At 65.9% G+C, this 26980-nt stretch carries 19 protein-coding genes and 3 pseudogenes; 12 read left to right on the top strand and 10 right to left on the bottom strand.

Features of this window, described 5'->3' with window-relative positions:
• Positions 1-61: 61 nt before the first annotated feature.
• The gene (locus BST27_RS14180) at positions 62-760 is read left to right on the top strand and encodes an MspA family porin (RefSeq protein ID WP_069420978.1); all 699 of its coding nucleotides are present in this window, start codon (positions 62-64) and stop codon (positions 758-760) included.
• Between the two features lie 22 nt (positions 761-782).
• Here the strand turns inward: BST27_RS14180 and BST27_RS14175 are convergent.
• Positions 783-1151, bottom strand: a pseudogene (locus BST27_RS14175) (bifunctional acetaldehyde-CoA/alcohol dehydrogenase); the annotation flags it as partial.
• Positions 1152-1442: 291 nt separating this feature from the next.
• On the opposite strand from BST27_RS14175, the gene BST27_RS14170 reads away from it, so the two are divergent.
• On the top strand, positions 1443-2921 hold the full coding sequence (locus BST27_RS14170) for a WS/DGAT/MGAT family O-acyltransferase (protein WP_069420980.1): 1479 nt from the start codon (positions 1443-1445) through the stop codon (positions 2919-2921).
• A 15-nt stretch (positions 2922-2936) separates the two neighbouring features.
• Here the strand turns inward: BST27_RS14170 and BST27_RS14165 are convergent, their stop codons facing one another.
• The 4 genes from BST27_RS14165 to BST27_RS14150 all read right to left on the bottom strand — a co-directional run bounded on the left by BST27_RS14165 (position 2937) and on the right by BST27_RS14150 (position 9008).
• Positions 2937-3602, bottom strand: a complete 666-nt coding sequence (locus BST27_RS14165) for a nitroreductase family protein (RefSeq protein ID WP_197518167.1) — start codon at positions 3600-3602, stop codon at positions 2937-2939.
• 5 nt (positions 3603-3607) lie between these two features.
• A complete protein-coding gene (locus BST27_RS14160) occupies positions 3608-5134 on the bottom strand; it encodes an Hsp70 family protein (protein ID WP_069420981.1) in 1527 nt (508 codons plus the stop codon).
• 42 nt (positions 5135-5176) lie between these two features.
• A complete protein-coding gene (locus BST27_RS14155) occupies positions 5177-7396 on the bottom strand; it encodes a carbon starvation CstA family protein (RefSeq protein ID WP_069420982.1) in 2220 nt (739 codons plus the stop codon).
• Between the two features lie 82 nt (positions 7397-7478).
• Positions 7479-9008, bottom strand: coding sequence for an ATP-dependent DNA ligase (locus tag BST27_RS14150; RefSeq protein WP_069420983.1), 1530 nt, complete (start codon positions 9006-9008; stop codon positions 7479-7481).
• 98 nt (positions 9009-9106) lie between these two features.
• On the opposite strand from BST27_RS14150, the gene BST27_RS14145 reads away from it, so the two are divergent.
• Together BST27_RS14145 and BST27_RS14140 are read left to right on the top strand one after the other, a co-directional pair.
• The gene (locus BST27_RS14145; RefSeq protein ID WP_069420984.1) at positions 9107-9865 is read left to right on the top strand and encodes an SDR family NAD(P)-dependent oxidoreductase; all 759 of its coding nucleotides are present in this window, start codon (positions 9107-9109) and stop codon (positions 9863-9865) included.
• 149 nt (positions 9866-10014) lie between these two features.
• On the top strand, positions 10015-12192 hold the full coding sequence (locus BST27_RS14140) for an acyl-CoA dehydrogenase family protein (protein WP_069420985.1): 2178 nt from the start codon (positions 10015-10017) through the stop codon (positions 12190-12192).
• Between the two features lie 85 nt (positions 12193-12277).
• Here the strand turns inward: BST27_RS14140 and BST27_RS14135 are convergent, their stop codons facing one another.
• Positions 12278-12622, bottom strand: a complete 345-nt coding sequence (locus BST27_RS14135) for a Zn-ribbon domain-containing OB-fold protein (RefSeq protein ID WP_069420986.1) — start codon at positions 12620-12622, stop codon at positions 12278-12280.
• Positions 12623-12674: 52 nt separating this feature from the next.
• Here BST27_RS14135 and BST27_RS14130 point away from each other — a divergent pair, with 52 nt between their 5' ends.
• The 4 genes from BST27_RS14130 to BST27_RS14115 all read left to right on the top strand — a co-directional run bounded on the left by BST27_RS14130 (position 12675) and on the right by BST27_RS14115 (position 17149).
• A complete protein-coding gene (locus BST27_RS14130; protein ID WP_069420987.1) occupies positions 12675-13862 on the top strand; it encodes a thiolase family protein in 1188 nt (395 codons plus the stop codon).
• Positions 13856-15331: a FadR/GntR family transcriptional regulator gene (locus BST27_RS14125; protein ID WP_069420988.1), complete on the top strand. Its 1476-nt coding sequence runs from the start codon at positions 13856-13858 to the stop codon at positions 15329-15331. Before BST27_RS14130 ends, BST27_RS14125 begins: the two co-directional genes overlap by 7 nt.
• A 148-nt stretch (positions 15332-15479) precedes the next feature.
• The gene (locus BST27_RS14120) at positions 15480-16448 is read left to right on the top strand and encodes a sensor histidine kinase (RefSeq protein ID WP_069420989.1); all 969 of its coding nucleotides are present in this window, start codon (positions 15480-15482) and stop codon (positions 16446-16448) included.
• Positions 16449-16654: 206 nt separating this feature from the next.
• Positions 16655-17149, top strand: a complete 495-nt coding sequence (locus tag BST27_RS14115) for a homocitrate synthase (protein ID WP_069420990.1) — start codon at positions 16655-16657, stop codon at positions 17147-17149.
• A 92-nt stretch (positions 17150-17241) separates the two neighbouring features.
• On the opposite strand, the gene BST27_RS14110 is transcribed toward BST27_RS14115, so the two are convergent.
• Positions 17242-18720: a cytochrome P450 gene (locus tag BST27_RS14110; protein ID WP_069420998.1), complete on the bottom strand. Its 1479-nt coding sequence runs from the start codon at positions 18718-18720 to the stop codon at positions 17242-17244.
• A 108-nt stretch (positions 18721-18828) separates the two neighbouring features.
• On the opposite strand from BST27_RS14110, the gene BST27_RS14105 reads away from it, so the two are divergent.
• Together BST27_RS14105 and BST27_RS14100 are read left to right on the top strand one after the other, a co-directional pair.
• Positions 18829-19482 (top strand): TetR/AcrR family transcriptional regulator, encoded by a 654-nt coding sequence (locus tag BST27_RS14105; RefSeq protein ID WP_069420999.1) that lies wholly within the window; start codon positions 18829-18831, stop codon positions 19480-19482.
• 61 nt (positions 19483-19543) lie between these two features.
• On the top strand, positions 19544-20416 hold the full coding sequence (locus tag BST27_RS14100) for an SDR family oxidoreductase (protein WP_069421000.1): 873 nt from the start codon (positions 19544-19546) through the stop codon (positions 20414-20416).
• A gap of 55 nt (positions 20417-20471) precedes the next feature.
• Here the strand turns inward: BST27_RS14100 and BST27_RS14095 are convergent, their stop codons facing one another.
• A complete protein-coding gene (locus BST27_RS14095; protein WP_139805157.1) occupies positions 20472-20843 on the bottom strand; it encodes a hypothetical protein in 372 nt (123 codons plus the stop codon).
• Positions 20844-20920: 77 nt separating this feature from the next.
• The gene (locus BST27_RS14090; protein ID WP_170062317.1) at positions 20921-21949 is read right to left on the bottom strand and encodes a DNA polymerase IV; all 1029 of its coding nucleotides are present in this window, start codon (positions 21947-21949) and stop codon (positions 20921-20923) included.
• Between the two features lie 417 nt (positions 21950-22366).
• Here BST27_RS14090 and BST27_RS14085 point away from each other — a divergent pair, with 417 nt between their 5' ends.
• Both BST27_RS14085 and BST27_RS14075 read left to right on the top strand, forming a co-directional pair.
• On the top strand, positions 22367-25261 hold the full coding sequence (locus tag BST27_RS14085; RefSeq protein ID WP_079220216.1) for an ATP-binding protein: 2895 nt from the start codon (positions 22367-22369) through the stop codon (positions 25259-25261).
• Between the two features lie 705 nt (positions 25262-25966).
• Positions 25967-26545: pseudogene (locus BST27_RS14075) on the top strand (PE family protein); the annotation flags it as partial.
• Here the strand turns inward: BST27_RS14075 and BST27_RS14070 are convergent.
• Positions 26493-26980: pseudogene (locus BST27_RS14070) on the bottom strand (hypothetical protein); the annotation flags it as partial. The pseudogenes BST27_RS14075 and BST27_RS14070 overlap by 53 nt on opposite strands.

Genomic DNA, 26980 nt, shown 5'->3' with positions numbered 1-26980 from the left:
TGAGTTGACCGATCAGCAAGACACGGAACCGCCGTGGGTGGTGCCTACCGTTTAGGCCGTGATGCCGATTCCCGCAGTCGTTCGTCGTGCTGCGGTTCTCGCTGTATCGCTAGCGGTAGTGGTCATTCCGCCGTCGGCGGGTGCCGAGCCTGAGCCGCAACTGCCGCCCGGTGCGGCGGCACCAGATGATGGATCGGTACCGCCCAATACGCCGGCCAGGCTGGTCACGCCGGACGGCTGGACCTTGGCCCTCGGGGGCAAAGACGAGCGGCATGTTCCCGTGAAGCCGTTGACCACCGCGGTGTCGTCTCGGGAATATCTCTCCAGCGGAACATACGTAGCTTCGCTGGCGGGGCCGGAACCCCCCCACGGCGTCCTTGAGGTGGGCTACGAGATCGGCTGCGGGATCGACATGAGCACCGCCAACGGCGTGAACATGGCCAACGGCGGGGGCGTCGCGCCATCGATTGGCGCGGAGCTACCGCTCGGGCCCGGCCAACCACCGGTCCTGATACCGCTGATCACGCCGCAGTACAACTCAGTGGTCAGCGTGGGACTCAAGCCCGGGTTCGTTGTGGTGGTGCCGGTGATCAGGAAAGAGTTCAAAGGCGCCAATCCCTGGGTGATGATCAGCGACTTCCACATGAAGATCGACGGGTGCGTGGGCCAATCGTTCGTCCGGTCGTATGCGACCCTGACCCGCATCACCGATGAATCCGACGTGGTGTTGTCGTACGTCGGCAACACCAAAGCCGTCTGACCGAGAGCCGTCTGACCGCGCGTCAGGCGTCGGGATCTACACCATCGGGTGACTGCCCGAGTCGGGCATCACCGTAGTAGCCCAGTCGGAGTACTGCAGTGATTTCGCTGACCAAGGGCATCCGTGGATTGGTCCGGTTGCTGAGATCCTCGAACGCCGTCATTGCCAACGTCGGCAGCGCTTCGAGGAAAGCCTCCTCTGCGACGCCGAACTCCCGCAGCGAACGAGGCATGTTCAGCCGAACCAACAAATCGTCCACCCACTGGAACAACCGGCGGCGGCATTCGTCGGGCTCATGGCCCCCGAAGATCAGCTGGCCCAGCTGCGCATATTTGTCCGGGGCGATGTGGGCCGAATATCCGGGTGCGGGCATGAATTTGGTTGGCAGACTAATGGGCCGACGCTATGACTGCGCGCGGGACGTAGCGAGGGTCCGAAGGCCCCGCGTTGAGGGACTTTGCGCAGTTCGAGCGCTTGCCCGCACAGCCCACCGCTATCTTCGCGCGCACCGTCCGTAGGCGGTTCGATATCCGGGGAGGAATGGCAGTCAACGCGGGGACTTTAGACCCTGACGCGAAGATCGCATCGAAGACGACATTAGGGATGCTGGACTAACGCCGCGAGGGTCCGTGCCAACCCGCCTTCGCGTGCGTCGGAACTCTTCTCACGAGGAGGTCGTGTGATGAGCCGCTCGATGCTTGGTCTGCTGGGGCCGCGCCACGGTGCCGCCACCAAGCGGTTGTCGAGCCTGGACGCGGCATTCTGGTTCGCCGAGACCCACACGTGTCCCATGCACATCGGCGGACTGGCGATCTGCGATCCCGCCGAAGCGCCCGATTTTTCCTTCGATGCGGTGAAAACTCTTATCGTGCAGCGCCTTCCGCAATTACCCGAGCTGCGGTGCCGGGTGGCCGGCGCCCCCCTCGGCCTGGATCGGCCCTGGTGGGTCGAGGACGACAAGCTCGATATCGACTACCACATCCGACGTATCGCCGTGCCCGCGCCGGGCGGACGCCGCGAAGTGGAGGAGCTCGTCGGCCGCCTCATGTCCTATCCGCTGGAGCGCAACAGACCGCTGTGGGAGCTCTGGTTCATCGAAGGGCTCGAGCGCGGTCGGGTCGCAGTCCTGACCAAGATCCATCACGCCGTCATCGACGGAGTGTCGGGCAGCGGACTGAGCGAGATCATGCTGGACGCCACGCCGGAACCGCGGCCACCAGTCGCCACCGTCGGCGAGTCGCCGGTGGCTGGCATGCCGCGTTTTGAGCGGCGTGCGCTTGGCGCCATGTTCAATGTCGCGGTCGCGACCCCTTATCGGGTGGCGCGGATCCTGCAGCAAACGCTTGTTCAGCAACTGGCGGTGCGGGGGCTCCCCAATAAGCCGCCCCATTTCTTCGAGGCGCCCATCACCCGGTTCAACGCCGAACTGACGCCCGAGCGGCGGATCACGTTAGCCCGAGTGCCGTTCGAGCGGGTCAAGGCTGTCAAGCAGGCCTTCGATGTGAAGCTGAATGACGTTGTGATGGCAATGGTTTCGGGTGCTCTGCGCGACTACCTCGGCGAGCGCGGGGAACTTCCGGATCGGCCTCTGATCGCTCAGGTTCCGGTGTCGACCCATCACGACAAATCGCCGGCCGGCAATCAGATCTCGTCTATGACGATGAGCCTGGCCACCGATGTACCCGACGACGCGGAGCGGCTGAGAACCATCTACCGCAATTCCCAGGGGGCCAAGGAGATGGCGAAGGCACTCACCGCTCATCAGATCATGGGCCTGACGGATACGACGCCGCCGGGCTTGCTGGCGTTGGCCGTTCGGGCCTATACCGCAAGTCATCTCGGCGGTCACGTCGCACCGATAAACCTGGTCATCTCCAATGTGCCGGGGCCGGACCATCCCATGTACCTGGCGGGCGCGGTGGTTGAAAGCCTGGTGCCGATCGGACCCCTCACGATGGAGGTGGGATTGAACATCAGCTGCTTCAGCTATCGCGGGTCGATCGACTTCGGCTTCGTCACCACCCCAGAGGTCGCCGACGACATCGACGAGCTGGCCGACGCAATCGAGTCCGCGCTGACGCGACTGGAAAAGGCCGCACATCAGCCGCCTGATGCCGGGGCGTCAAAGCGATCGCGGGTCAGGAAATCCGCCTCCAACTGACCCCCGCAGCCCGGCTCAACGTTCGAACGCCGCGCCGTCGAAGCGCTCGCGGGTGACGAAGTCCGCTACCGCAAGCCGGCGCAGCTTGGTCAGTTGACGCGTCGGTTTACCCAGGGGCACCACCGCGGCGACGGCGTGCTGCTCGGGGATGCCCAGGAGCTCACGCACCCGGTCCTCCGCGGGGATGGCCATCGTGCTGAAGGTTCCGCCGTAGCCTTCGTTGCGGGCGGCCAGCAACACGTTCCACACCAACGGGTACACCGATGCTCCAGCGGCGATACCGACCCGGTCCAGATCCTGATCCAGCGCGGCGACAACGCTCAGGTTCACCGTAAAGACCAGCACCACGGGTGCTTTCAGAATCGGCTCGATGAACGCGGCCGGGACTTCCGTCGCGGCTATGACGTCCTGCGGTACCTCGGTGGGCTGCAGGGGGTTCCACGGATTCTCGCCCGCCGTCAGCTGGGCGAAGTACCGGCGGGCCGCGCCGGTACTCAGTTCCGCCAGTCGACGGCGGGTGGCGGCGTCGCGCACCACGGTGATGTGGCCGCCTTGCCGGTTGCCGCCGCTGGGCGCGAACCGGGCATTGTCGAAGATGCGCAACAGCACGTCATCGGGGAGCGGGTCGTCGGTGAATTCCCGGGCGGCGAACGTCGTTCGCATCACGTCATACAGTTCCACGGCCGCTACACCCGCACCGGGGTGCGGCGCTCGAGCCGGAACGTGCGCTGGAAACCGGCCGGCTGCGTCGTCAGCGTTACTTCCACCGCCCCGCCTGGTGCCACGACGTAGCGTTCCTCCACGTCCGGTCCGTCATTCCAGCGGCCCACCGGCTGACGGCCGAGATCGTCGCGATCGTGCAGGGCCGGGTCGAACGGGAACAGGACCGGGTCGTAGGGAGTGACGTCCCCGTCGGGACGGCCGTCGACCAGGCGGCTGCACTCCACGAACCGGAAATGTCCGATGTTGTGTGCGGCCCGGTAGGTCCGTTTGATGACCAACGGGCTGCGCCCGTCGTCGGGAAGTGATGCGTCCTTGGGCACGATCGGGTCGAAAATGACGTCGGCGCCGGCCTGCGCTTCGCGAAAGACCCCGAAATGTCGCGAAAAGCGTTCGGACAACTCGAAACCGGACTCCTTGTCGAGGAACACCGCGAGGCCGATGGCCGTGGCCGCAAACGGGTGCGGGGAACGCTTGACGCGCCTCTCGCCGAAAGTGGAGCGGAGCATCCGCGCCACCAACGGGAACCCGCCGGCCCCACCCACCACGTAGATGCCGGCCAGGTCCGACCACGGTGTCTCCCCGCGGCTGGGATCGCGCAGCACCCGGTCGAGAAGTTCGACCGTCCTGTCGACCAACGGCGCGCACGCCGAATAGACCTCGTCGATACCGCAGGAGAACGGCGGCCGGTCGAGGACCGTGAGATCGACCAGGAAACGGCGGGTCTGTGGTCCGACGGCTTCCTTGCGGGCGGCGCACTCATCCTTGAGCAGGCCACGGGTGTCGGTGTCGACCGCCGGTAGCTGTGCACCGGCGAGCACGAGATCCACAATCGCCTCGTCGAAGTCGTCTCCGCCGAGTCGCTGGATGCCCTCGCTGCGGGTCACCTCGTTGGCGTGCCCGGACATTTTCAGCAGCGAGGCGTCGAAGGTGCCCCCGCCGAGGTCGTAGATCAGGACATACTCGCGCTTGGCGGTGATCGTGGACCGGTACCGGTGGGCGTATTCGAGGCTCGCGGCCGACGGCTCGTTCAACAGCGCGACGACGTGGAAGCCCGCCGCTACGAACGCATCCAACGTCAAGAGCCGTTGGGCGCTCGAGGCGTTGGCCGGCACGCTGATCGCGGCCTCGATCGTCTCGCCGGGCGTGATGCCCGCGTTGGAGCGGTGATAGAGATCGCTCCTCAGCTGGGCCAGAAACCCGGTCAGGAGTTCGGCCAGTCGGTAGTCCCGCCCGGCCAGGGTGACCCCGGTGGTCGGGCCGGCGTCGTTGAGTAGGCGCTTGAATGACCGCAGCACCGACCATTCCCGATCGTGGCGGACGGCGGCCGCATGCGGGCCGAAGCGGAGCTGCCCCGCGGCGTTGGCGGCGATCAGGGACGGCCACGCGTCGGTGCGGTCCAAGGACCCGTCGAACGAGACGACCGGGTAGTTACCTCGGTCGACAAGCGCGACGACGGTGTGGGTGGTGCCAAAGTCGATGCCGACTCTCATTGGGCACCAGCTTATGCCGAGTGGGGCGAGTTGGCGCGCTGGCTACTCGGCGTGCCGAGCCCACTGTTCCTGCAACTGCCGTTCTGCCGGGGTGGGAATCAGACTGGAGGGCGCGAACCTTCTGGACGGCACCGGGTCGTCCTCGGTCAACGGTCTTCCGCCACCGCGAATTGCCTTGGCAGCGACGATGATTCCGGCTCCGACCACAATGATGACAACCAGCGCGAAGACGATCGACAACGTCCCCTGCACGAACGTGTTCCTGATCACCTGGTCCAGCTGATAGGCGTTCTTGGCCGAACCGAATGCCGTCTTTCCCGCTTCTTTCGCCGCCAGATACTGGTAATGCTGCGTCCAGTAGCCGATGGCCGGATCCCCAGAGAAAATCTTCTGCCACGATGCCGTCAGAGTGACCGCCAAATCCCACAGCAGGGGAATGCCAGGGACGAAGGCCCATTTGAGCAAACCCTTCTTGATGACCACCACGGTCAGGACGGTGAGCGACATCGCCGCGAGCAGCTGGTTGGCGATGCCGAACAGCGGGAAAAGGGTGTTGATGCCGCCCAGCGGATCGGTCACGCCCATCAGCAGGATGCTGCCCCACGCCGCGACGACGGCCAGGCTGCAGATCCACACGCCGGGGCGCCAACTGGGATTGCGCAGCTTGGCCAGCGGTCCACCCAAATTGCTCAACGCATCGGAGAGCATGAAGCGGTTGACTCGGGTACCGGCATCCAGGGTGGTGAGGATGAACAGCGCCTCGAACATGATCGCGAAGTGATACCAGAACGCCTTGAGATCGGCGCCACCGAATACGCGGTGCAATACCTCGGACATGCCGAATGCGAGGGTCGGAGCTCCGCCCGTCCGCGACACGATGGAGTGTTCGCCGACGCTGCCGGCGGCCTGGCTGATTTGGTCTGCGGTAGCTGGCGCGCCGGAAAGACCGAGGGTGTTGACATATTCGGCGGCGCTGGCGGCGGTGCCGCCGGTTTGCGCAGCGGGTGCGTTGATGGCGAAATAAAGGTGCTGATTGAGGATCGACGCCGTGATCAGCGCCATGACCGCGACGAACGATTCGGTGATCATGCCGCCGTAGCCGATCAGCCGCATCTGGCTTTCTTTCTCCAGCAGTTTGGGCGTTGTCCCGGAGGAGATCAGCGAGTGAAAGCCGGACAGTGCGCCGCACGCGATGGTGATGAACAGGAACGGAAACAGTGAGCCCGCGAACACCGGGCCGTCGCCGTTGGTCGCGAATCGAGAGATATCGGGTGCCTGCATGGTCGGGTGGGCAAGGCAGATGCCGACCGCGAGCAGGCCGACGGCGCCGACCTTCATGAATGTCGACAAATAGTCGCGGGGTGCGAGCAGCAACCACACCGGCAGCACCGAGGCGGCGAAGCCGTAACTGATGAGGCACCAACACAAAGTGACCGGGGAGAGGGTGAACCAAGCTGCGCCCCAGGATGTTTGGGCAACCCAATTGCCCGATCCCACGGCGGCCAGCAGCAGCGCGAAGCCGATGAACGACACCTCGCCGACTCGGCCGGGACGCAGGAAGCGCAGGTAGCAGCCCATGAACAGGGCGATGGGGATCGTCATCGCGATGGAGAAAACGCCCCACGGGCTTTGCGCCAGCGCCTTGACCACGATGAGCGCGAGAACCGCGATCAGGATCACCATGATGACGAGGACACCGATCAGCGCGGCGGCCCCGCCGATGGCGCCCAGTTCGTCGCGGGCCATTTGGCCCAGGGAGCGGCCCCGGCGCCGCGTCGAGATCCACAGCACCAGATAGTCCTGGACGCAACCGCCGAGCACCGCGCCCAGCACGATCCAGATGGTGCCCGGCAGGTAGCCCATCTGGGTGGCCAGCACGGGGCCGACGAGTGGTCCGGCTCCGGCGATGGCCGCGAAGTGGTGGCCGAACAACACGCGCCGGTCGGTGGGCACGTAGTCGGTGCCGTCTTCCAGAACCTCGGCCGGAGTGGCGTGGTCGTCGCGCGGGCGAACAATCTTCGACTCGATCAGCCGCGCATAGAACCGGTAGCCGATGATGTAGGTGCAGATCGCCGCGACCACAAACCACACCGCGTTCACCGTCTCGCCGCGTGCCAACGCGATGATCGCCCAGGCGATGGCGCCGACGACCGCGATCACGCCGAAGACGACTTTGTGCCGGCCGGTGATGGGGGAGCGGTCGATGATCGCGACGGGGGGCAGGTCGGTGTCGTTGCGGATATAGGTGACGTCTGGCTTCAACCGGGCTCCCTCGTCAGTGTCGTCAGCGAGTGTGAATCTACAGACGTCGTCTACGGATTTCGCTGTGCTCGCTCTTGCCCGATCAGTACATGGCCCGCACGGTGTCGATGGTGTCGGCTTCGGCGGGGCTCTTGTCGTCGCGATAGCGCAGCACCCGAGCGAACCGCAGTGCGACTCCACCCGGGTAGCGCGACGAACCTTGCACCCCGTCGAGCGCGATCTCGACCACCTGTTCGGGGCGCACGTGCACCACGTAGTCGTCCGTGCCGCCGACGGCGAGTTCGGTGAATCGAGCAGTCTGCCAGTCCAGCATGGCATCGGTCATGCCCTTGAAAGTCTTTCCCACCATGACGAATTCACCGGTGGCCGGATCGCGCGCGCCCAGGTGGATGTTCGACAGCTTGCCCTTGCGCCGGCCAGAGCCCCACTCGACCGCGAGTACCACGAGATCCAGGGTGTGCACCGGTTTGACCTTCAGCCAACCCGCGCCGCGGCGGCCCGCTTGATACGGCGCCGACGCTGCCTTCGCCATCACCCCTTCGTGGCCGGCGGCCAGCGTCGCATCCAGGAACGCGGCGGCCGCGGCCGCGTCCGAGGTGTGTAGCCGATCGACCCGTTGCGCTTCGGGAACCAGCGCGTCCAGCGCCGCCAGCCGTTCGGTGGTCGGGGCGTCGAGCAGGTCCACGCCGTCGTGGTGCAGGATGTCGAAAAAGAACACCGAAAGTGGTTGTGCCGCATGGGCGGCCGCGACGTCCACGGAGCGGCCGAACCGCGATGCGGTGACCTGGAAGCGGTGCGGGCGGTTGTCGGGGCGCAGCGCGATCGCCTCGCCGTCGGCAACCAGCTCGCGCACCGGCAACGCCAGGGTGGCCTCGACCACTTCGGGCAGCCGGGCGGTGACGTCGTCGAGGCTGCGGGTAAAGACCGTGACCTCGTCCCCGGACCGGTGGATCTGCACCCGTGCGCCGTCCAGCTTCGCTTCGAAAATGCTTGTCCCACCGTGACGTTCGAGCGCGTCACCGACATCGGTGGCCGTCTGCGCCAGCATCGGGCCGACCGGTCGGCCCACCCGCAGGGTGAACTGGTCGAGCGCACGCTCACCGCCGGAAAGGCCCGCGGCGGCCACCGCCGCCAGATCGCCGCCCAGCATCGCGGCCCGCTGTACCGCTGCGGCGGGAAGCCCGGCGGCCTTGGCCACCGCGTCGGTCATGACGCCGACCAGCGCGCCCTGCCGCAGTTCACCACCCAGCAGGCGGACCAGGAAGGTTTGCTCGGCTTCGGTGGCGGCGGCGAACAAATCCCTCACGAGTTCGGCACGCCGCGCCTGCGACCCCTTGCCTGACACCTCTTTGATCTCGGAGAAGGTGGCGTCGACGCCGGGGACGGTCAGGACCGGGTTTGGCGCCGCGGGCGGCAGCGAGCGCAGGCTCGCCCATCCCACGCCGATCTGGCGCTGGCGAAGCTCACCGGAAAGCCACGACACGATGATTGCGACCAGTTCGGCGTTGGGCGCTGCCTGGCTTAACAGGTCGGCGATGCGCGCGACCTTCGTCAGGCGCGACGAAGTGCCGCCCACATTAAGCGATGTGCTTGCTACGTCGAAAAGGAGCACGTTCGCCAGCTTGGCATGCCTCCCCGACAACCCCGTCGAGCGGACACGCTAGCGTTACAGATCACACGGATTCTGACAAGCCGCAAAGGAGAGGCCGGATGGAGATCAGCGGGAAAAAAGTCGTCGTCATCGGCGGCGCTTCGGGCATGGGACGTGCCAGCGCCGAATTGCTGCACGAGCGGGGCGCGCAGGTCGCGGTCCTCGACCGGGAGAACTCCGACGGCAAGGAGGTCGCTGAAGCTGTCGGTGGCAAGTTCTATGCGATCGACGTCACCGACTTCACCGGCACCGAGCAGACGCTGCAGGCCGCGGTCGATGACCTCGGTGGTCTGCACGTCACGGTGACCACCGCCGGCGGCGGCATCGCCAAGCGCACCCTGACCAAGACCGGCCCCCACGATCTCGAATCCTTCCAATCCGTGATCGATCTGAACCTCATCGCCACCTTCAACATCAGCCGCCTCGCCGCGGCGCACATGAGCAAGAACGAACCCGAGGATGACGAGCGGGGCGTCATCATCAACACCGCCTCCATCGCGGCGTTCGAAGGGCAAATCGGACAGGTCGCCTACACCGCGGCCAAGGCGGGTGTCGCGGGAATGTGCCTGACCATGGCGCGCGACCTGGGTTCGGTGGGTATCCGAGTGCTTGCCATCGCACCCAGCCTGTTCGCGACCGGGCTCACCAAGGGTATTCCGGACGAATACGTAACGGCGTTGACGAAGGACGCGGCCTTCCCGAAGCGGCTGGGCCGACCCGAGGAGTACGCCAAGTTGGTCGCGGCGATTGTCGAAAACCCGATGCTCAACGGGCAATGCCTGCGGTTGGACGCGGGACAGCGCTTCGCGCCGAAGTAACTCCCAAGTAGCCGTGAAATAGCCCTGGAATAGCCCTGGAGTAGCCCTGGTGTGGCCGGGGCATAGGGCCCTCCCCGCATTAAGTACACTCTTTAGCGGAACCGGCCCCGCGAAGAAGCGGGCCGGATAGAGGCGCGAGGAGGGCCCTCATGGGTATCGCACTGACCGACGACCACCGCGAACTCGCCGAGGTTGCCCGCGGGTTCTTGACCTCGCAGAAGGCGCGCTGGGCGGCGCGCGAACTGCTCGATGCGGCCGATGAGGATCGGCCACCCTTCTGGCAGAACCTGGTCGAGCTCGGCTGGCTCGGTTTGCATCTCGACGAGGAATACGGCGGCTCCGGCTTCGGGCTGCCCGAACTCGTGGTGGTCGTCGAAGAACTCGGCCGCGCGGTGGCGCCAGGGCCGTTCGTACCGACCGTCATTGCCTCCGCGACGATCGCACGCGACGGCAGTGCGGACCAAAAGGCCCGTCTACTACCAGGATTGGTCGACGGCAGTGTCACCGCGGGATTCGGCGTCGGTGGCAGTGTCTCGGTCTCCGACGGTCGCGCCGACGGAGATGCGGGCATCGTGTTGGGCGCGGGATTGGCCGGGCTGCTGCTGGTAGCCGCGGGCGACGACGTGCTGGTGCTGGACCGCGACCGCGAGGGCGTGACGGTCGAGGTGCCCAAGAACTTGGACCCGACCCGGCGGGCCGGGCGGGTGCGTCTGCAGAACGTGAGCGTGTCCGACGACGACATCCTGCCGGGCGCGCGGGAATCGTTGTTGGCGCGTGCTCGGACCCTGCTGGCGGCCGAGGCGGTCGGCGGGGCGGCGGACTGCGTCGACACCGCCGTCGCCTATGCCAAGGTGCGTCAGCAATTCGGCCGCACCATCGCGACTTTCCAAGCGGTGAAACATCATTGCGCGAACATGCTGGTGGCCACCGAATCCGCGATCGCGGCGGTGTGGGACGCGGCGCGCGCGGCGTCCGAAGACACGTCGGAGGACGAATCGCAGTTCCGGTTGATCGCGGCCGTCGCGGCGGTGCTGGCGTTTCCGGCCTATGCGCGAAACGCCGAACTCAACATCCAGGTGCACGGCGGCATCGGTTTCACCTGGGAGCATGACGCTCACCTGCATTTGCGACGGGCGCTGGTGACCACGGCGTTGTTCGGCGGTGACGGGCCCGCCGAAGATGCGTTCGAGCGCACCGCCGCCGGGGCGGTCCGGTCCAACAGCCTGGACCTGCCACCGGAGGCCGAGGAGCTACGTGTTCAGATCCGTAAGGACGCCGAGGAGATCGCCGCCCTGCCGAACGAGGCCCAACTCGACAAGCTGATCGAGACGGGCTATGTGATGCCGCACTGGCCCAAGCCGTGGGGTCGCGCCGCGGACGCGGTGGAGCAACTGGTGATCGAGGAAGAGTTCGGCAGGCTCGGCATCAAGCGTCCCGACTACTCCATCACCGGCTGGGTGATCCTGACCCTGATTCAGCACGGAACCGATTGGCAGATCGAAAGATTCGTGGAAAAGGCACTGCGTCAGGAAGAGATTTGGTGCCAGCTCTTCTCCGAGCCCGAGGCGGGGTCGGATGCGGCGTCGGTCAAGACCCGGGCGACGCGGGTGGACGGCGGCTGGAAGATCAACGGGCAGAAGGTGTGGACGAGTGGCGCGCACATCTGCGCGCGGGGCCTGGCCACCGTGCGCACCGACCCGGATGCTCCTAAGCACGCCGGCATCACCACGGTGATCATCGACATGAAGGCGCCGGGGGTCGAGGTGCGGCCGCTGCGTCAGATCACCGGCGGGTCGGAGTTCAACGAGGTCTTCTTCAACGACGTGTTCGTCCCCGACGAGGACGTGGTCGGGACGCCCAACTCGGGGTGGACCGTTGCGCGGGCGACGTTGGGTAACGAACGCGTCAGCATCGGCGGCAGCGGCGGCTACTACGCGGGCTTGGCCGAGAACCTGGTGAAGCTGGTCCAGACTTATCCAGATGCCTTGGGCGGTGCGCGATCTCGGGTTGGGGCGTTCATCGCCGACGACCATGCGCTGCGGCTGCTGAACCTGCGCCGTGCGGCACGCAGCGTCGAGGGGGCCGGTCCCGGTCCGGAAGGCAATGTCACCAAGCTCAAGCTCGCCGAGCACATGATCGACGGCGGCGCTCTCTCCGCGGCACTGCTGGGCCCGGAGGTCGCGCTCCTCGATGGGCCGGGTGGGTTGATCGGCCGGCTGATGATGGGCGCGCGCGGCATGGCGATCGCCGGTGGCACTTCCGAGGTGACCCGCAATCAGATCGCCGAGCGGATTCTGGGCATGCCGCGTGATCCGCTGATCAACTAGCGGTCACCTTAGCCCCGCGAGCAGACGCAAACTTGTACGAAAACCGTTGATTCCGTACGAGTTTGCGTCTGCTCGCGAGGGAAAGTTAGGCGGGGGAGAATTGCGGTGCGCCGCCCGTGCCTTTTTCCGGCAGCAATGTGACGGCCATGCCGATTGTCACCGAATCGGGTTCGCAGCCAACAATGTTGGCGGCGACTCGTAGGTCACGCTGTTCGCTCAATTCGACGAGAGCGATCACGTACGGCGTCGGGACTTCCGGGTTGTACGGGTGATAGTTGACGGTGTACGTGAACACCGTGCCCTGCCCGGACACCGGGCGAGCGGTCAGCGGACGGCCACAGTCGCGACATTCGCCGCTCGCGGGATGCACCCAACGCTGGCACTCGCCGCAGTGTTCGATCAGCAGGGGGGACGTCGACTCGGCTGACACGCGCAATACAGTACACTCTATTGACCTGACGACATGCGGCGGGACGGTGCAGATGAGCTACTTCGAAAAAGACGCGATCTTGTCTGGCATCGGCATTTCGCGCATCGGCCGTCGCACCGGCATCCCCGGCCTGGAGCTCACCATGGAGGCGGTGCGGGCGGCCATCGACGACGCGGGTCTCGTCGCCGCCGACATCGACGGCATAGCAACCCTGGGTGACACCCCGGCGGCCGACGTCAACGCCGAACTCAAGATCGAGGCCGCGGACTGCGGAGCCGGGTTCGGCACCGGCGGCCTGCTCAGCCCGGTGATGTCGGCATGTCGTGCGGTTGCCGAGCGCCGCGTGCGCCACGTCGTGGTCTACCGCACCATCCAGATGCTGGGCGGCACGATCCTCCAACAGGAGAGCAAGTCTCCGCCGCCGCTGGCGCGGATGTTCGAGACCCCCAAGGGAGAACCGAAGCCCGCCGTCGGGGCGATGGACGACATCACCGATCTGGTTGCTGCGCATGCCTATTCAGCGGCGAACTGGCTGGCGCTGAACTGCCGGCGGCACATGGAACTGTACGGAACCACCAAGGAGCAGTTGGGCTGGATCGCGCTCAACGGCCGGCGGAACGCGGCGTTGAATCCCCGGGCCGTCTACCGCGAACCCATGACGATGGCCGACTACTTGAGCGCGCGACCGGTTTCCACGCCGTTCGGACTGCTGGATTGCGACGTTCCCATCGACGGCTCGATCGCCGTGGTGGTATCGCATGCGGAGTACGCACGGGATTGCCCGCATCGCGCGGTGAGGGTGGAAGCGCTCGGCGGATCAGACGGCTCCGGCGGCTGGTACCACCGCGCCGACTACCCGAAAATGGCGATGTCCGATGCGGCGACGGAGATGTGGTCGCGCACCGACCTCAAACCCGCCGACCTGCAAGTCGCACAGCTGTACGACGGATTCACCTTCCTCACGCTGGCTTGGCTGGAGGCGCTCGGGGTGTGCGCGGACGGGGAGTCGGGCCCGTTCGTCGAAGGCGGAACCCGCATCGCCCGCGACGGCGCTCTGCCGCTCAACACCTACGGGGGACAGCTGTCGGCCGGCCGCATGCACGGCTACTGGGCGTTGCACGAAGGGTGTCTGCAGTTACGCGGGGACGCGGGAGAGCGCCAGGTATCGCAGCGCCCGGAGGTGGGGGTGGTTTCCGTGGGCGGGGGTCCCGTCGCGGGATGCATGTTGCTCACATGCTGAGTGGCCCACCCAACGCCGCCACCCCAGCTGCCGCGGCCCCCGGAAAGGACAAACGAGCTTCGCGGATTGCCCGAGAGATCGAGGCGGACATCGTCCGCCTCGGCTGGCCCGTCGGAGCCACGTTGGGCTCGGAAAGCGCTCTGCAGCAACGCTTTTGCGTAAGCCGATCGGTGCTGCGAGAGGCGGTTCGGCTGGTCGAGCACCATCAGGTCGCCCGGATGCGCCGCGGCCCCAACGGCGGCCTCATCGTCTGCGAACCCGATGCTGGCCCGGCCACCCGGGCCGTGGTCATTTACCTCGAGTACCTGAACACCACGCTGGACGACCTGCTCGACGCGCGTTTGGTGCTCGAGCCGTTGGCGGCCGCCCTTGCCGCCGAATACATCGACGAAGCCGGCATCGAGGCGCTGCGAGCGGTGCTGCGCGCGGAGGAGCAGTGGCGCCCGGGTCTGCCTCCGCCTAGGGACGAGTTTCACCTCGCCCTGGCGGAGCGGTCGAAAAACCCCGTTCTGCGGCTGTTCATCGACGTCTTGATGAGGCTGACCAAGCGATACGCGCGCGACTCCCGGACCGCCTCGGAGGCCGAGGCCAGCCAGGCCGCCGACCGGTTGCACAGCGACCACGCGGACATCCTCGCGGCGGTGACCGCGGGTGACTCCGCGCGAGCCAAGACGCTGAGCGAGCGCCACGTGGCAGGGGTGACCACTTGGCTGCGGGAGCACCGGGGCGGTGCGAGACGTCGACGCGCGTCCGCGCCGCGAGCGCGGCTCAACGCCGAATCACCCGGCGACAAGCGCGCTGAAGTCTTGGCAGCGACGATCGCCGAGGACATCGCCGCCGCCGGCCGGCAGGTCGGTTCGGTCTTCGGGACTGAACAGGCGCTGCTCGAGCGCTACCGAGTGAGCCGCGCCGTGCTGCGGGAAGCGGTGCGACTGCTCGAGTACCACGCGGTTGCGCACATGCGTCGAGGACCGGGCGGTGGGCTGGTGGTCACCGAACCCGAAGCCCAGGCCAGCATCGACACCATCGCGCTTTATCTGCAGTACCGCGAGCCGACCCGAGAAGATCTGCGGTGCGTCCGAGACGCCATCGAGATCAACAATGTCGCCAAAGTCGTCGATCGTCGCGACGAGCCTGAGGTTGCGGCTTTCCTCGGCAGTCACCGGCCCAATCTCGAGGAAACGGCCACCGGCGACTTTCGCCAGGCCGCCGTCGAGGAGTTCCGGTTCCATGTCGGGCTCGCGCGGCTGGCCGGCAATGCGCCCCTGGACCTCTTCCTGCGGATCATCGTCGAGTTGTTCCGACGGCACTGGTCAAGCACCGGGCAGGCGTTGCCGACCTGGAGTGATGTTGTCGCCGTCGAACACGCTCACCTGCGCATTCTGGACGCGATCAGGGCCGGCGATGACAGTTTGGCCCGGTATCGCGTGCGCCGTCACCTGGATGCGGCGGCCTCCTGGTGGCTCTAGATCCACGCCCGATGTCGCACTGGTGAGATTTGCCTCATACGCGCATAGCAAACGCGGTTTCGGGGTATTTACCGGCCAAGTAACTGTCGGTTCGGCGGGGGATCGGTCTTAGTGATGCAACCAAGGTGATGTCGAGCGGGAGTGATACATGACTGCCAGCATGGAGACAGAGCAGCGCAGCTTTGTCCATTCCGCGCTGTTCTATCACTCCCAGCGGGAGTACCTGGACTTCGTGGTTCGCTTCGTCGCCGAAGGCATGGCCGCAGACGAACCGGTTCTGGTCGCGATACCGGGCGAGAAACTGCCGCCGTTGCGCGCCGAGTTGGCCGCTGCGCGCGCGGGTTCCACCGCGGAGTTGCGACTGGTCGACATCACCGACGTCTGCAATCCCAGCCGCTTTCTGGCGATGGAGACGGCATTTGCCGAGCGTCACAGCGACCAACAAGTGCGGATCGTCAGCCAACTGGTATGGCCCGGCCGGTCCGACGAGGAATGCTTGGCCTGTGTACAGCATGAGGCGCTGGTCAACGGCGCGCTGACGAACCACAACGTGCTGGGTCTGTGCCTCTACGACGCAGAACGGCTGGAAGACGACGTGTTGGCCGGTGCGCGCACCACCCATCCGCTGGTGTGGAAATGCGGATCGGCCTACCGCAGCACGGAGTATGCGCCGGAAGTCGCGCTGGCCTGGTGCAATCAGCCGTTGCCGACCAACCCGTCCGCCGTAACGTACACGGTGCGAAAGAGCACCGACCTACGCCCCGCGCGATCGTTCGCGACGGACTACGCGGGGTGGGTCGGGTTGTCGCAAGACGGCATCGAGGATCTGCAGATGATCGCCACCGAACTGGCGACGAACAGCCTGCAGTACACCGGCGGAGCCTGTCAGCTGGCATTTTGGCGTCAAAATGACCACCTGGTGTGCGAGGCACGAGACGGCGGACAGTTCAACAATCTTCTCGTCGGCGTGCAGCCGCCAGGGCCTAACGCCAAGGCCAGTCGTGGGCTGTTTCTGGTCAACGCCATCGCGGACTTGGTTCGGACGCACACCACCGCGAACGGCACGACAATTCAGGCCTACCTACGGCTCAACCCCGCGCGCGGCCAGGCAAGCTGACGCCGCGCCCCGCCTGGGTCGGCTGCTCAATACATGGGAACCAAATGACTTGCATCGACGCGCGACGAGGTCTAACGTTGCCGCTCGTGCGTCTTCTTGCCGTAGTAGCCAGCACCCGCAGCGGGGTCTGATCCAGACCGACCCCCCGCTGTGGGTCGGAAGCTACTACCGTCGGTCGCCTTTCACGACTAGAGAAGACCGACACCATGACTCTCCCCTCTCGTTTACCGCGGCACTGCGTCGCCGACTCATGGTTCCGCGAGCGCTTCGGGGCCCCGCTGCCCCGCGAACTGCGGGAACAGGCCGGCGCGATGTCATGGGAAACCTTCGCGGCGGCCTACAGTCACAGCGCCGGTCCGGTGCGGCTACGGCACTTCGCCTGCACTGACCCGCAGCGGCCGGCCGGGCGTCTCGGCCCGCAAGCCCGCAACTTCCGGGCGGTGATCGCCGTCGGCGACCACATCAGCACCTGTGCCGCTGCCGCCGGCGGCCCCGTCGCGGCTCTTACCGCGATGCTCCATTCGCGCGGGATCACGTTGGAAACATTGAGCTTTCACCAGATGCAGTCCGAGGACTGCACCGTCACCTGCATCCGAGGCAGCAACGGACACCGCGGCGAATGGGCGCTGGGTTTGGCGGCCGACCCGACCGAGTCCGCGCTGCGGGCCGTCATCGCCTGCGTCAACAGATTGGTCACCTAACCCATTGGAGACCCCTTCGAGACACAAACTCGTACTCAAGCGGCGCCGTTCGTACGATTTTGCGTCTGCTCGCCGGGATGATTCGGCCGGGATTACAGGGGGCGCAGGACTATCGGCATTCCGTCCATCGGGATGGGCATGCCTGCGTAGTCCCAGCGCGGCTGGTAACCGGGCTTGGGCAGTTCCAGACGGTAGCGGCGCAGCAGCCGGTGCATGATCGTCTTCACTTCCAGCTGCCCGAACACCATGCCGATGCACTTGTGCGGTCCCCCGCCGAACGGCGAGAACGCATACCGGTGCCGCTTGTGCTCGTTGCGCGGCTCGGTGAACCGTTCCGGGTCGAACTTCAGCGGATCCGTCCACAACTCCGGGAGCCGGTGGTTCAAGCCCGGATAGGCGACGACGTTGGTGCCCTTGGGCAAGTAGTGGCCCAGCAGTTCGGTGTCGCGCACCGTGCGGCGCATCGCCCACTGCACGGGCGTCACCAGCCGGATTGACTCGTTGAGCACCAGGTCGAGGGACTCCAGCTTCTCCAGCGACTCGATGTCGACCGGCCCGTCGCCGAGGCGGTCCGACTCATCACGGCAACGCTGCTGCCATTCCGGGTGGGCGGCCAGGTTGTAGGCCATCGTGGTGGCGGTCGACGTGGATGTGTCGTGCGCGGCCATCATCAAGAAGATCATGTGGTTGACGATGTCCTCGTCGGAGAACCGGTTGCCGTCCTCGTCCTCGGTACGACACAGCACCGACAGCAGGTCGTCGCCTTCCTTGGCGCGCTGTTCCTTGACCCGCTCGGCGAAGTAGTTCTCCAGCAGCTCGCGCGCCTTGAGGCCGCGCCACCAGGTGAACGGCGGCACGCCGGTGCGGATGATCGCGTTGCCGGCCCGAGTGGTGATGGTGAACGCCTTGTTGACCTTGGTGACCAACTCGTGGTCGGTGCCGGGTTCGTGGCCCATGAACACCATCGAGGCGATGTCGAGGGTCAGTTCCTTCATCGCCGGATACAGCAGGAAGCGGGCGTCGTTGGCGACCCAGTCGTTGGCGATCACCTGCGAGATGACCTTGTCCATCTGCTCGACGTACCCGACGAGGCGTGAGCGGACGAACGCCTCCTGCATGATCCGCCGGTGGAACATGTGTTCGTCGAAGTCGAGCAGCATCAGGCCGCGGCGGAAGAACGGCCCGATCACCGGCACCCAGCCCTGCTGCGAGTAGTCCTTGTTGCGGTTGGAATAGATGACCTGCGCGGCGTCGGGCCCCAGCGCCGCTACAGCCGGCAGGACCGGAGAGTCGCCAAATATCAGTGGGCCCTGGTTCTCGTACAGGAACATCAGGTAATCCGGGCCACCGCGCAACATCTCGATCATGTGCCCGAGGATCGGTAACCCGGCATCGCCGGTGACCGGCTTGAGGCCACTGCCGGCGGGTGGCTCGGCAAGTATTCGCTGCGGAAACTCCGTCTTCAGCAGTCGCCGTTCAAGCAGACCCATGCCGGGGAAGTTGTTGAACGACGGGGTGAGTCGACGTTTCGCCTGGTCAAGCAAGTACGCCGGGGTGCTGATCGTCGTCATTGACGCTCCTTCGCCGTTTGTGGCAGCCGTCACTTTGCTCCAATATTTCGGTCAAACTTGACGGCTGTCAAGTTTTCGTTTTGGCTTGCGGTGGTGCAAGGTCGAAATGTGAGCGCCGAACCAGACGCCCAGCCCGAACGGGGTGGGCCGGCCTTGCGCCGCAGAGGCGACAAGCAGCGGCAGGCCATCCTGCAAGCGGCCCGCGAGCTACTCCAGGAAAAGCCCTTCGACGAGTTGTCGGTCAGCGCGATCAGCCTTCGGGCCGGCGTGGCTCGCTCCGGGTTCTACTTCTACTTCGATTCCAAGTACGCCGTGCTCGCCCAAATCGTGGCCGAAGCCGTCGAACAACTCGAAGAGCTCACACAGTACTTCGCGCCCCGCCAACCCGATGAGTCTCCGGAGCAGTTCGCCAAACGCATGGTGCGCAGCGCCGCGGCCGTCTACTCGCCCGATGACCCCGTCATAACTGCCTGTAATGGGGCCCGCCACACCGACCTCGAGATCCGCGAGATTCTCGAGCGGCAGTTCGAGGTGGTGCTCCGCCAGATTCTCGGCGTGGTGGAAGCGGAACTGAAGGCCGGGACCGTTCATCCCATCAGTGACGATCTCCCGACGTTGATCCGGACCCTGACGGCCACCACCGCGCTGGTGCTCACCGGTGACCCCTTCATGGTCGGTGGCGACAGTGATCCGGAGCGGCGAGTGCAGGTGCTCGAAGAGATGTGGCTCAATTCGCTGTGGGGCGGTTCGGCCAAGTCTTAGTGACCGGTTCAAGTTGGCGGGCCTAGCTGGGGACGACGGTACCGCCGGTATCGTCACGACCATGTTGCAGAAGGCATCCGGCCCGTACTTCGCTGACAAACGCTGTTTCGTCACCGGTGCGGCCAGCGGCATCGGCCGCGCCACCGCCCTGCAGCTCGCGGCGCAGGGCGCGGAGTTGTATCTGACCGACCGAGATTACGAGGGTCTGGTGCAGACCGTGTCCGACGCTCGCGCGCTGGGCACGCAGGTGCCCGAGCATCGCGTACTGGACATCTCCGACTACGACGAGGTTGCCGCGTTCGCGGCGGACATCCACAGCAGCCATCCGAGTATGGATGCGGTGTTCAACATCGCCGGCGTTTCGGCGTGGGGCACGGTTGACCGGCTCACTCACGAGCAGTGGAGCAGGATGGTCGCGATCAACCTGATGGGTCCCATCCACGTCATCGAGACATTCGTGCCGGCGATGGTGGCGGCGGGCCGGGGCGGGCATGTGGTCAACGTGTCGTCGGCGGCCGGGTTGGTTGCGTTGCCATGGCATGCGGCCTACAGCGCCAGCAAGTTCGGATTGCGTGGACTTTCCGAGGTGTTGCGCTTCGACTTGGCCCGCCACCGCATCGGGGTGTCCGTCGTGGTGCCGGGCGCGGTGAAGACCCCCCTGGTCAATACGGTCGAGATCGCCGGGGTCGACCGCAGCGACCCCAAGGTCAGTCGATGGGTCGACCGGTTCAGCGGGCACGCCGTGTCACCGGAAAAAGCAGCCGAAAAGATCCTTTCCGGGGTCGCAAAAAATCGGTACCTGATCTACACGTCCCCCGATATTCGGGCGCTGTATGCGTTCAAGCGACTGGCCTGGTGGCCTTACAGCGTGGCGATGCGAAAGGTCAACGTGTTCTTCACGCGCGCGCTTCGGCCCAGTCCGGTGCCGCGCTGACGTTCGCGGTTCACCGGAACGTCGATAGCGGGGGTGTCAGCAGCGTTCTTCGGCGTCAGAGCGCGCTCTGCCCGTCGCTGCCGTTGTTGTTGAAACCGGTTCTGCCGAAGCCGCCGTGGCCGCCGACCCCGCCGACCGCGCCGCCACTGCCTCCGCCATTCCCGAGGCTCCCGATACCCGCGCCACCGGTCGGCGGGGCGCCGGCGTTCTGACCATTACCTGCCGAACTGTAGGCGCCGCCCCCCCCGCCGCCGCCACCACCACCTACCGCCTCCGTTGCGGTTGCACCGGCGCCGCCTTGCGTATTGGGGGCAAGTTCGACGGTGGTGCCGCCGCCCTTGCCGCCTGTTGCGGCGGCCGCGTCGCCGCCCTCGGCGCCGCCACCACCGCCGCCGCCGAGCCCCGATCGTGGGTAAATGCTTCGCACGGCGAATCAGTCCGATCCCGTGAAGGCAAGGCCGACGCCTCCGAGGTTGTAATCAGGGCCGCCGCAGGCTCACCTGGCTAGCCGGGCATCTCGAGTTCCAGTCGGACGCCGAGTAATCGGACCGGCCGGTCCAACTCGAACAATCCCAGAATGCGTACGGCGGCGTCGACGACCACGTCGACTTCGGTGGTGGGTGTGTCGAGCTTGCGGATTTTCGTGCGGGTGTAGAACGTTGCGGTTCGCACGGTCACCGCCACTCGGGTGACGATCCGGGACTCCGCAACCACGTCGTCCAACGCTCGCCGGGCCAATTCTGTTATGGCCGAATCCATTTCGTTTCGGTCGGTGAGATCGCGCGGGAACGTCACGACGTGGCTGCGGGAACGCGGGACCCACGGCTCGGCGCTGACGTTCGTGTCTCCGCCGCCCTTGGCGAGCAGCATCAGCCAGAGGCCGGTGCGCGGCCCGAACGCTGAAGTGAGTAGCTCGCCATCGCTGTGCGCCAACTGGCGGACGGTCGTGATGTCAAGCGTTGCAAGCTTTTTGGCGGTCTTCGGGCCGACGCCCCAGAGCGAGTCGACCGGGCGGTCGGCCATCAATGTCATCCAGTTGGCGTCGGTGAGGGTGAAGATTCCGGCCGGTTTGGCGAAACCCGTGGCGACCTTGGCCCGCTGTTTGTTGTCGCTGATACCCACCGAGCAGGACAGCCCGGTCTGCGACAGCACGACAGAGCGGATCCGTTCGGCGACCTGCTGCGGATCGATCGACGCGGCCACGCCGACGTACGCCTCGTCCCACCCCCATACCTCGACGGGATGTCCAAGGTCGCGCAACAAGGCCATCACTTCGTCGGAAGCCGCGTCGTACGCCGCCGGGTCCGACGGTAAGAAGGTGGCGTCCGGGCAGCGTTTGGCGGCGCTGCGCAGCGGCATGCCGGCGCGCACTCCGAATTCCCGAGCTTCATACGAGGCGCAGGTGACCACCTTGCGTGGCTCCGTGGGATCGCCGCTGCCGCCCACGATGACCGGTAACCCGACCAGTTCGGGGTGGCGGCGCAGTTCCACCGACGCCAAGAACTGGTCGAGGTCGACGTGCAGGACCCAGATGTGTCGCGGGTATTCGGGACCGCTCACCGGCCGCACATCTTGACCAATCCGACCCGACGCTGAACACCGCCCACGACTGCACTTTAGCCCGCCCGAAATAAGGGGAACGTGGTCCGATTTGACCAGGCGCTGGCGCCGGATGCGACTGTGCAATATGCAACATTCCGGCGGGTCGACTGTGCGGTTTGACGGTGTAGCAATCGGGATGGCGCTGGGATCATCAGTCCGCGTTCAGCATCCACTATCGGTAAGCCAATGCGGTGAGCCGACGCCATTCGAAGAGCTCGAGATCAGGCGCGTGGTAGTTGGCCACCGCAGTAGGCCGTGTCTTTCGCGTCTCGCCGGCGCTGGCCAACCCGTCTGGCGACTGCGCTCGCGGTCTGACTCCACTCTCGTTCCAACGTCAGGAGCCCCCACGTGCCCCGTCAATGCACCGAACACCAAGACCTGTCGCTACCGACCTATTGGCATTCCCTAAAGGGTGGGGGACACAGCCGAGGCTCGTCGCGGTCGTGTCGCTCCGGTGTCGCGGAGGCCGCCCCAGCGGGTGAAACGGTTACCCCGCTGATCGGGAGGGACGCGGATCTCGCGGCCCTGGAGAGCGCGCTAGAGTCCGCCAAAACTGGTGGGGGAGAAGTCTTTTTGGTGGCCGGCGACGCCGGCGCGGGCAAGACGCGGCTGGCCCGTGAGTTCATCCGCCGTGCGGAGGCCAACGGGACCGTGGCTCTGTGGGGCGGCTGCAGCGAACTCGACTTCTCGTTGCCGTACCTGCCCTTCAACGAAGCGATCGGTGCTTACGTCGCAACCGCTGACGTGGCCTGCCTGCGGGAACGGTTGGGGTCCTTGGCCGAAGCGGTGAGCGCGATCGTTCCGGGACTGTCGAACGGAACGCCGCAACGATTCGACCTCACCAACGGCGGCGCGCGGCTGCAACTCTTCGAGGCGGTCATCGCGATGCTGCGCGCTGTGGCCCACACGGCACCGTCGGGGGTGATCCTCGTGGTGGACGACGTGCAGTGGGCTGACGCGTCAACGCGGGAACTCCTCGACTTCGTCGCCCGCCGCGCCCGCCAACTTCCGTTGCTGCTCGTCATGACGTACCGGTCCGATGAGGTGAGTCCGTCGCATTCGTTGCGGGTCATCCTCGACGGGTGGCGACGTGCGGGTCTGGCATCGACGCTGCCGGTGCGTCCACTCACGGCGCCCGAAGTTCGCCGGCTCATCTGTGCTCGGCTCGGTGTTGACCGGGTCAGCCACGGATTCGTGGACATGCTGTTCGCTCGTTCTGGGGGCGTGCCGTTGGTGGTGGAGCAACTGCTCGAGCACGCGATCAACTCGGGGCAGATGTTCGTGCGCGACGGGGTGTGGCAGTACTCCGCGCTGTCCAAGCTCGACATGCCCGATTCGTTGGCGGCGGGAATCCTGCGGCGGCTGGACCGGCTCGACAGCGCGCATGTGCGCGTCGTGACCGCAGCGGCCGTGCTGGGACGGGTGTTCGACCCGCGGTTGCTTCCAGAGCTCACCGAGTTGCCGGCGGACACGGTATCGGCCGCGCTGCATGCCTCGGTCAACGCTCAGCTCCTCGACACCGACACCGCCGACCGCAGCCGACTGTGCTTCCGCCATCCCCTCATCCACGAGGCGGTATACAAGGCGATCGCGGCGTGGGACGTCACCGAACTGCATGCTCGGGCCGCCGAGGTGCTATCCCGCGTGGTGCCACCCGCGCCCGTCATCGATCGTGCCCGTCATCTACTTGCGGCGGGTCGCACCTCCGACGCGGCGCCACTCTGCGCCGACGCCGCGGAGATGGCAGCGCGCAGCGGCGCGTTCGCCGAGGCGGCCGCACTCTACGAACATGCGTTGGCCGGCGTCAGTGATCCCGTCGAGCGAGGCGAGTTGCTGTGTGAACAGGGGCGCATGCTGTCGGCCAGCGGTCGGCCGGTGACCGCGGTCGTGCCGCTGAAAGAAGGTGTCGAACTCCTCCAACGAGTCGCACATCCCTCCACGCCCAAGGTGATGCTCGCCCTTGGCGCTAGTCATTGGTTTGCCGGTGATCACCGGGCCTCTTACGAGGCGTTCGATGCCGCTCGCGCCCTGCTCGAGGAGATGCCGCCCAGTTCGGATCTCGCGTCGGCTTATGCGCGGGTGGCGATGTGGCACAACTCCATCCTGGATTGCAAGGTCGGCCTGGAGTACGCCGATCGCGCACTGGCGATGGCGGAGGAGCTCGACGCGGAGCTGGCCCGCGCGCCGGCACTTACCTACCGCGGCGTCGCGCTGTGTGAGTTGGGACAGCGTGAGGAAGGGCTGGCGTTGATCGATCGGGGCGTCGCCGAAGCGGTGCGGTTGGTCCTGCCCGAGGAGAGGGCAACGGGCCTTGCGTTAAGTGCCGAGCAACGGGCTTTCGCCATGCGTGCGCGTGAGCTGCCGCAGATTTGCGAAGAGCTGCGCGCCGTCCATACCGGCCCGGCCACAGAGGTCTATGCATCGCTGATCGAGGCGATTGCGGTGCGCTTCCTGGGCGATCCTGGTGAAACCGAAATGGCTGCACGGGCATTGGTGGCTGGCGGCGAAGCATTGGGGTGCGGCCTGCTCGCCTTTCTAGGTCGTGAAATCCTGGCCGGTGCCTGGCTGGAGCAGGGACGGCTCGATGATGCTGCGGCGCTGATGGAGGACCTCGGTTCACGAGAAGGCATGTGGCAACGCAGTTTCGGTCCCAACCGGGTAGCGCTAGCCATGGCAAGGGGCGATACGGAACTCGCCGCCAACGAGGCTAGAAATCTGCTGACCCGGTTGCCGGCAGTCGTGAGCGACCCCTTCGTCGCCAGTATCGCCGTGCCGGCTCTGCTTGCCGCGCAGGACGAGGACGAGGCCGATCACTGGGTGGCTGCCGCCCTCGGTCCGGATCGCCACCCGCTGGCCGTCGGAGCCGCCGCCGATTTGGCGGCGTACCGAGGCGATCTGCAAGAAGCCGTCGTCCTCTATACCGAGGCGCTCGACGCAGCTTGGACGGCGGGGTACCGCCAGCTTGCATCGCAGTACCGGGCGCGACTGGACGCCATCGCTGACGGGCGGTCGGCTGCGGAGCCGAGCGGGGTTCGGGATCGAGCCGGCGCGCTCAGTCCTCGCGAGCTGGAAATCCTCGGTCTGCTCGCCCGCGGAAAAACGGATCAGCAGATTGCCGATACGGTCTTCATCACTATCCGTACGGTGCGCTCTTATCTGGACCGAATACGGGATAAGACCGGCTGCCGTCGCCGCTCGGAGCTGACGCTCTTGGCGGTGGAGCTCGGCCTGGTGGACGGCTGAGTGTCAGAAATACCCACAAGCCAGAGGCGAGCCGCAAGGGTCGCTGAGGGTGCTTTGACCGCTGCCGCCGAAGCGTCGTCTTGTCGATGCTGGATCCGTTGCCTTCCGCGATCTGGTCGACAGCAGATTGTCGCGGACACGGTCGCGATCTCGGGCCGTCCCCGCCGCGCCTGTTGCGCCGAACAACGATTGCAACAACGAAATGTCTTGTGTCTCAGTACTTTACACGCTGAGGTATCGAGGTCATTCGGAACGGGACATCGAGCACCTAACCGAGGAAGTGGCCATGGCCCTATCCAAGTCGTGGCCGAGTAAGGCTATTTGACGCAGTGTTGTTGAACGTACTGGTGCGGACCATGCCCGGACAATCTATGCTACTAACACTTTCGTAAATTGAATCGGAAAGGTTCGTTGAGTGGCCAACACAGACTTTTCTGCTTCGATGCGAATTGTCGGGTGAGTCCCGTGTCTATCACGCGTACAGAAAGTGGTGAGTACGCGAATTCCTCAACCACCCCGGCTCGAGGGTGAGGCTGTGACGGTCAGCCAACCGAGCTGGTTCCCCTTGTTCAACCCCGCCGCCGGTCCCAGTGGAATACGGAACACCGGCGTGCTCGACCTTGCGTCGTCGTCCATCTTTTCGCCTCTCAACAACTTCAGTCAGTAACCGTAACCGCACCGGCCAGCAGCAGAAGGGAATCCACAATGTCATTCGTATTCACGACACCAGAACTGGTGGCGTCCGCGGCGGTGCAGTTGACGGGCATCGGTTCGACGGTCAATGCGGCCAACGCTGCCGCGCTAGCCCCGACCGTGGAGATTCTCACCGCCGGCGCTGACGAGGTGTCGGCGGCCGTCGCGACGTTGTTCGGCACGCACGCGGCGGACTATCAGGCAATCAGCGCCCAGGCCACGGCATTTCATGACCGGTTCGTACGGTCCTTGGCCGCGGCATCAGGTGCGTATGCGTCCGCCGAGGCGCTCAACGTGGGGCCGTTGCAGCCTCTGCTCGACCTCATCAATGCCCCCACGCAGCTGCTGTTGGGGCGTCCGCTGATCGGAAACGGCGCCGACGGGGCGCCGGGGACCGGCCAAGCCGGAGGCGCGGGCGGGCTCTTGTGGGGTAACGGCGGCAACGGCGGCTCCGGGGCACCTGGGCAAACCGGTGGTGCAGGTGGGGCGGCGGGATTGTTTGGTAACGGCGGAAATGGTGGGGCCGGCGGAATTGGGCTCAGCGCCGCGCCCGGCGCCGACGGGCAGATCGGCGGTACCGGCGGGGCTGGAAGTTGTGCGCGTCGGCGAGAGTGAATGACATGTTGGGGTAATTCACTCCCCCCTTCGTGAGGTGGCCCGGGGCGTCGGCCGCGGTGTGGTCGATCGCGTGGGCTATGCCGTTCTGGTCAAGCCATGACCATTGGCCTGGTGTCGTCTGGCCGAGTGCGGTCACATAGACCTCGTTGTCGGCGAAACCGGTGTTGTTGGTGAAGTCGACGGGGAAATATCCAGGGCCGCCAGTGCCGCTAGCGCCGATGTTCCCGGTGGCACCCGCGCGACCGGGACTGCCGAACAGTCCGGCCGCGCCGCCCGCGCCTGGGGTACCGCCGGTGCCACCCGGACCGCCGGGACCAACCTTTCCCGAGGCGTCGGCCAGGCCCCCGAGTCCACCGGTGCCCGGATATGGATGTCGATTAAGGAGCCGCTCTATATCGCCATCAACCC

The sequence above is a fragment of the Mycobacterium intermedium genome (assembly GCF_002086275.1).
Classification (GTDB): domain Bacteria; phylum Actinomycetota; class Actinomycetes; order Mycobacteriales; family Mycobacteriaceae; genus Mycobacterium; species Mycobacterium intermedium.
Note: the sequence above shows the minus strand (reverse complement) of the source record. Positions and strands in the feature narration are given on the sequence as shown.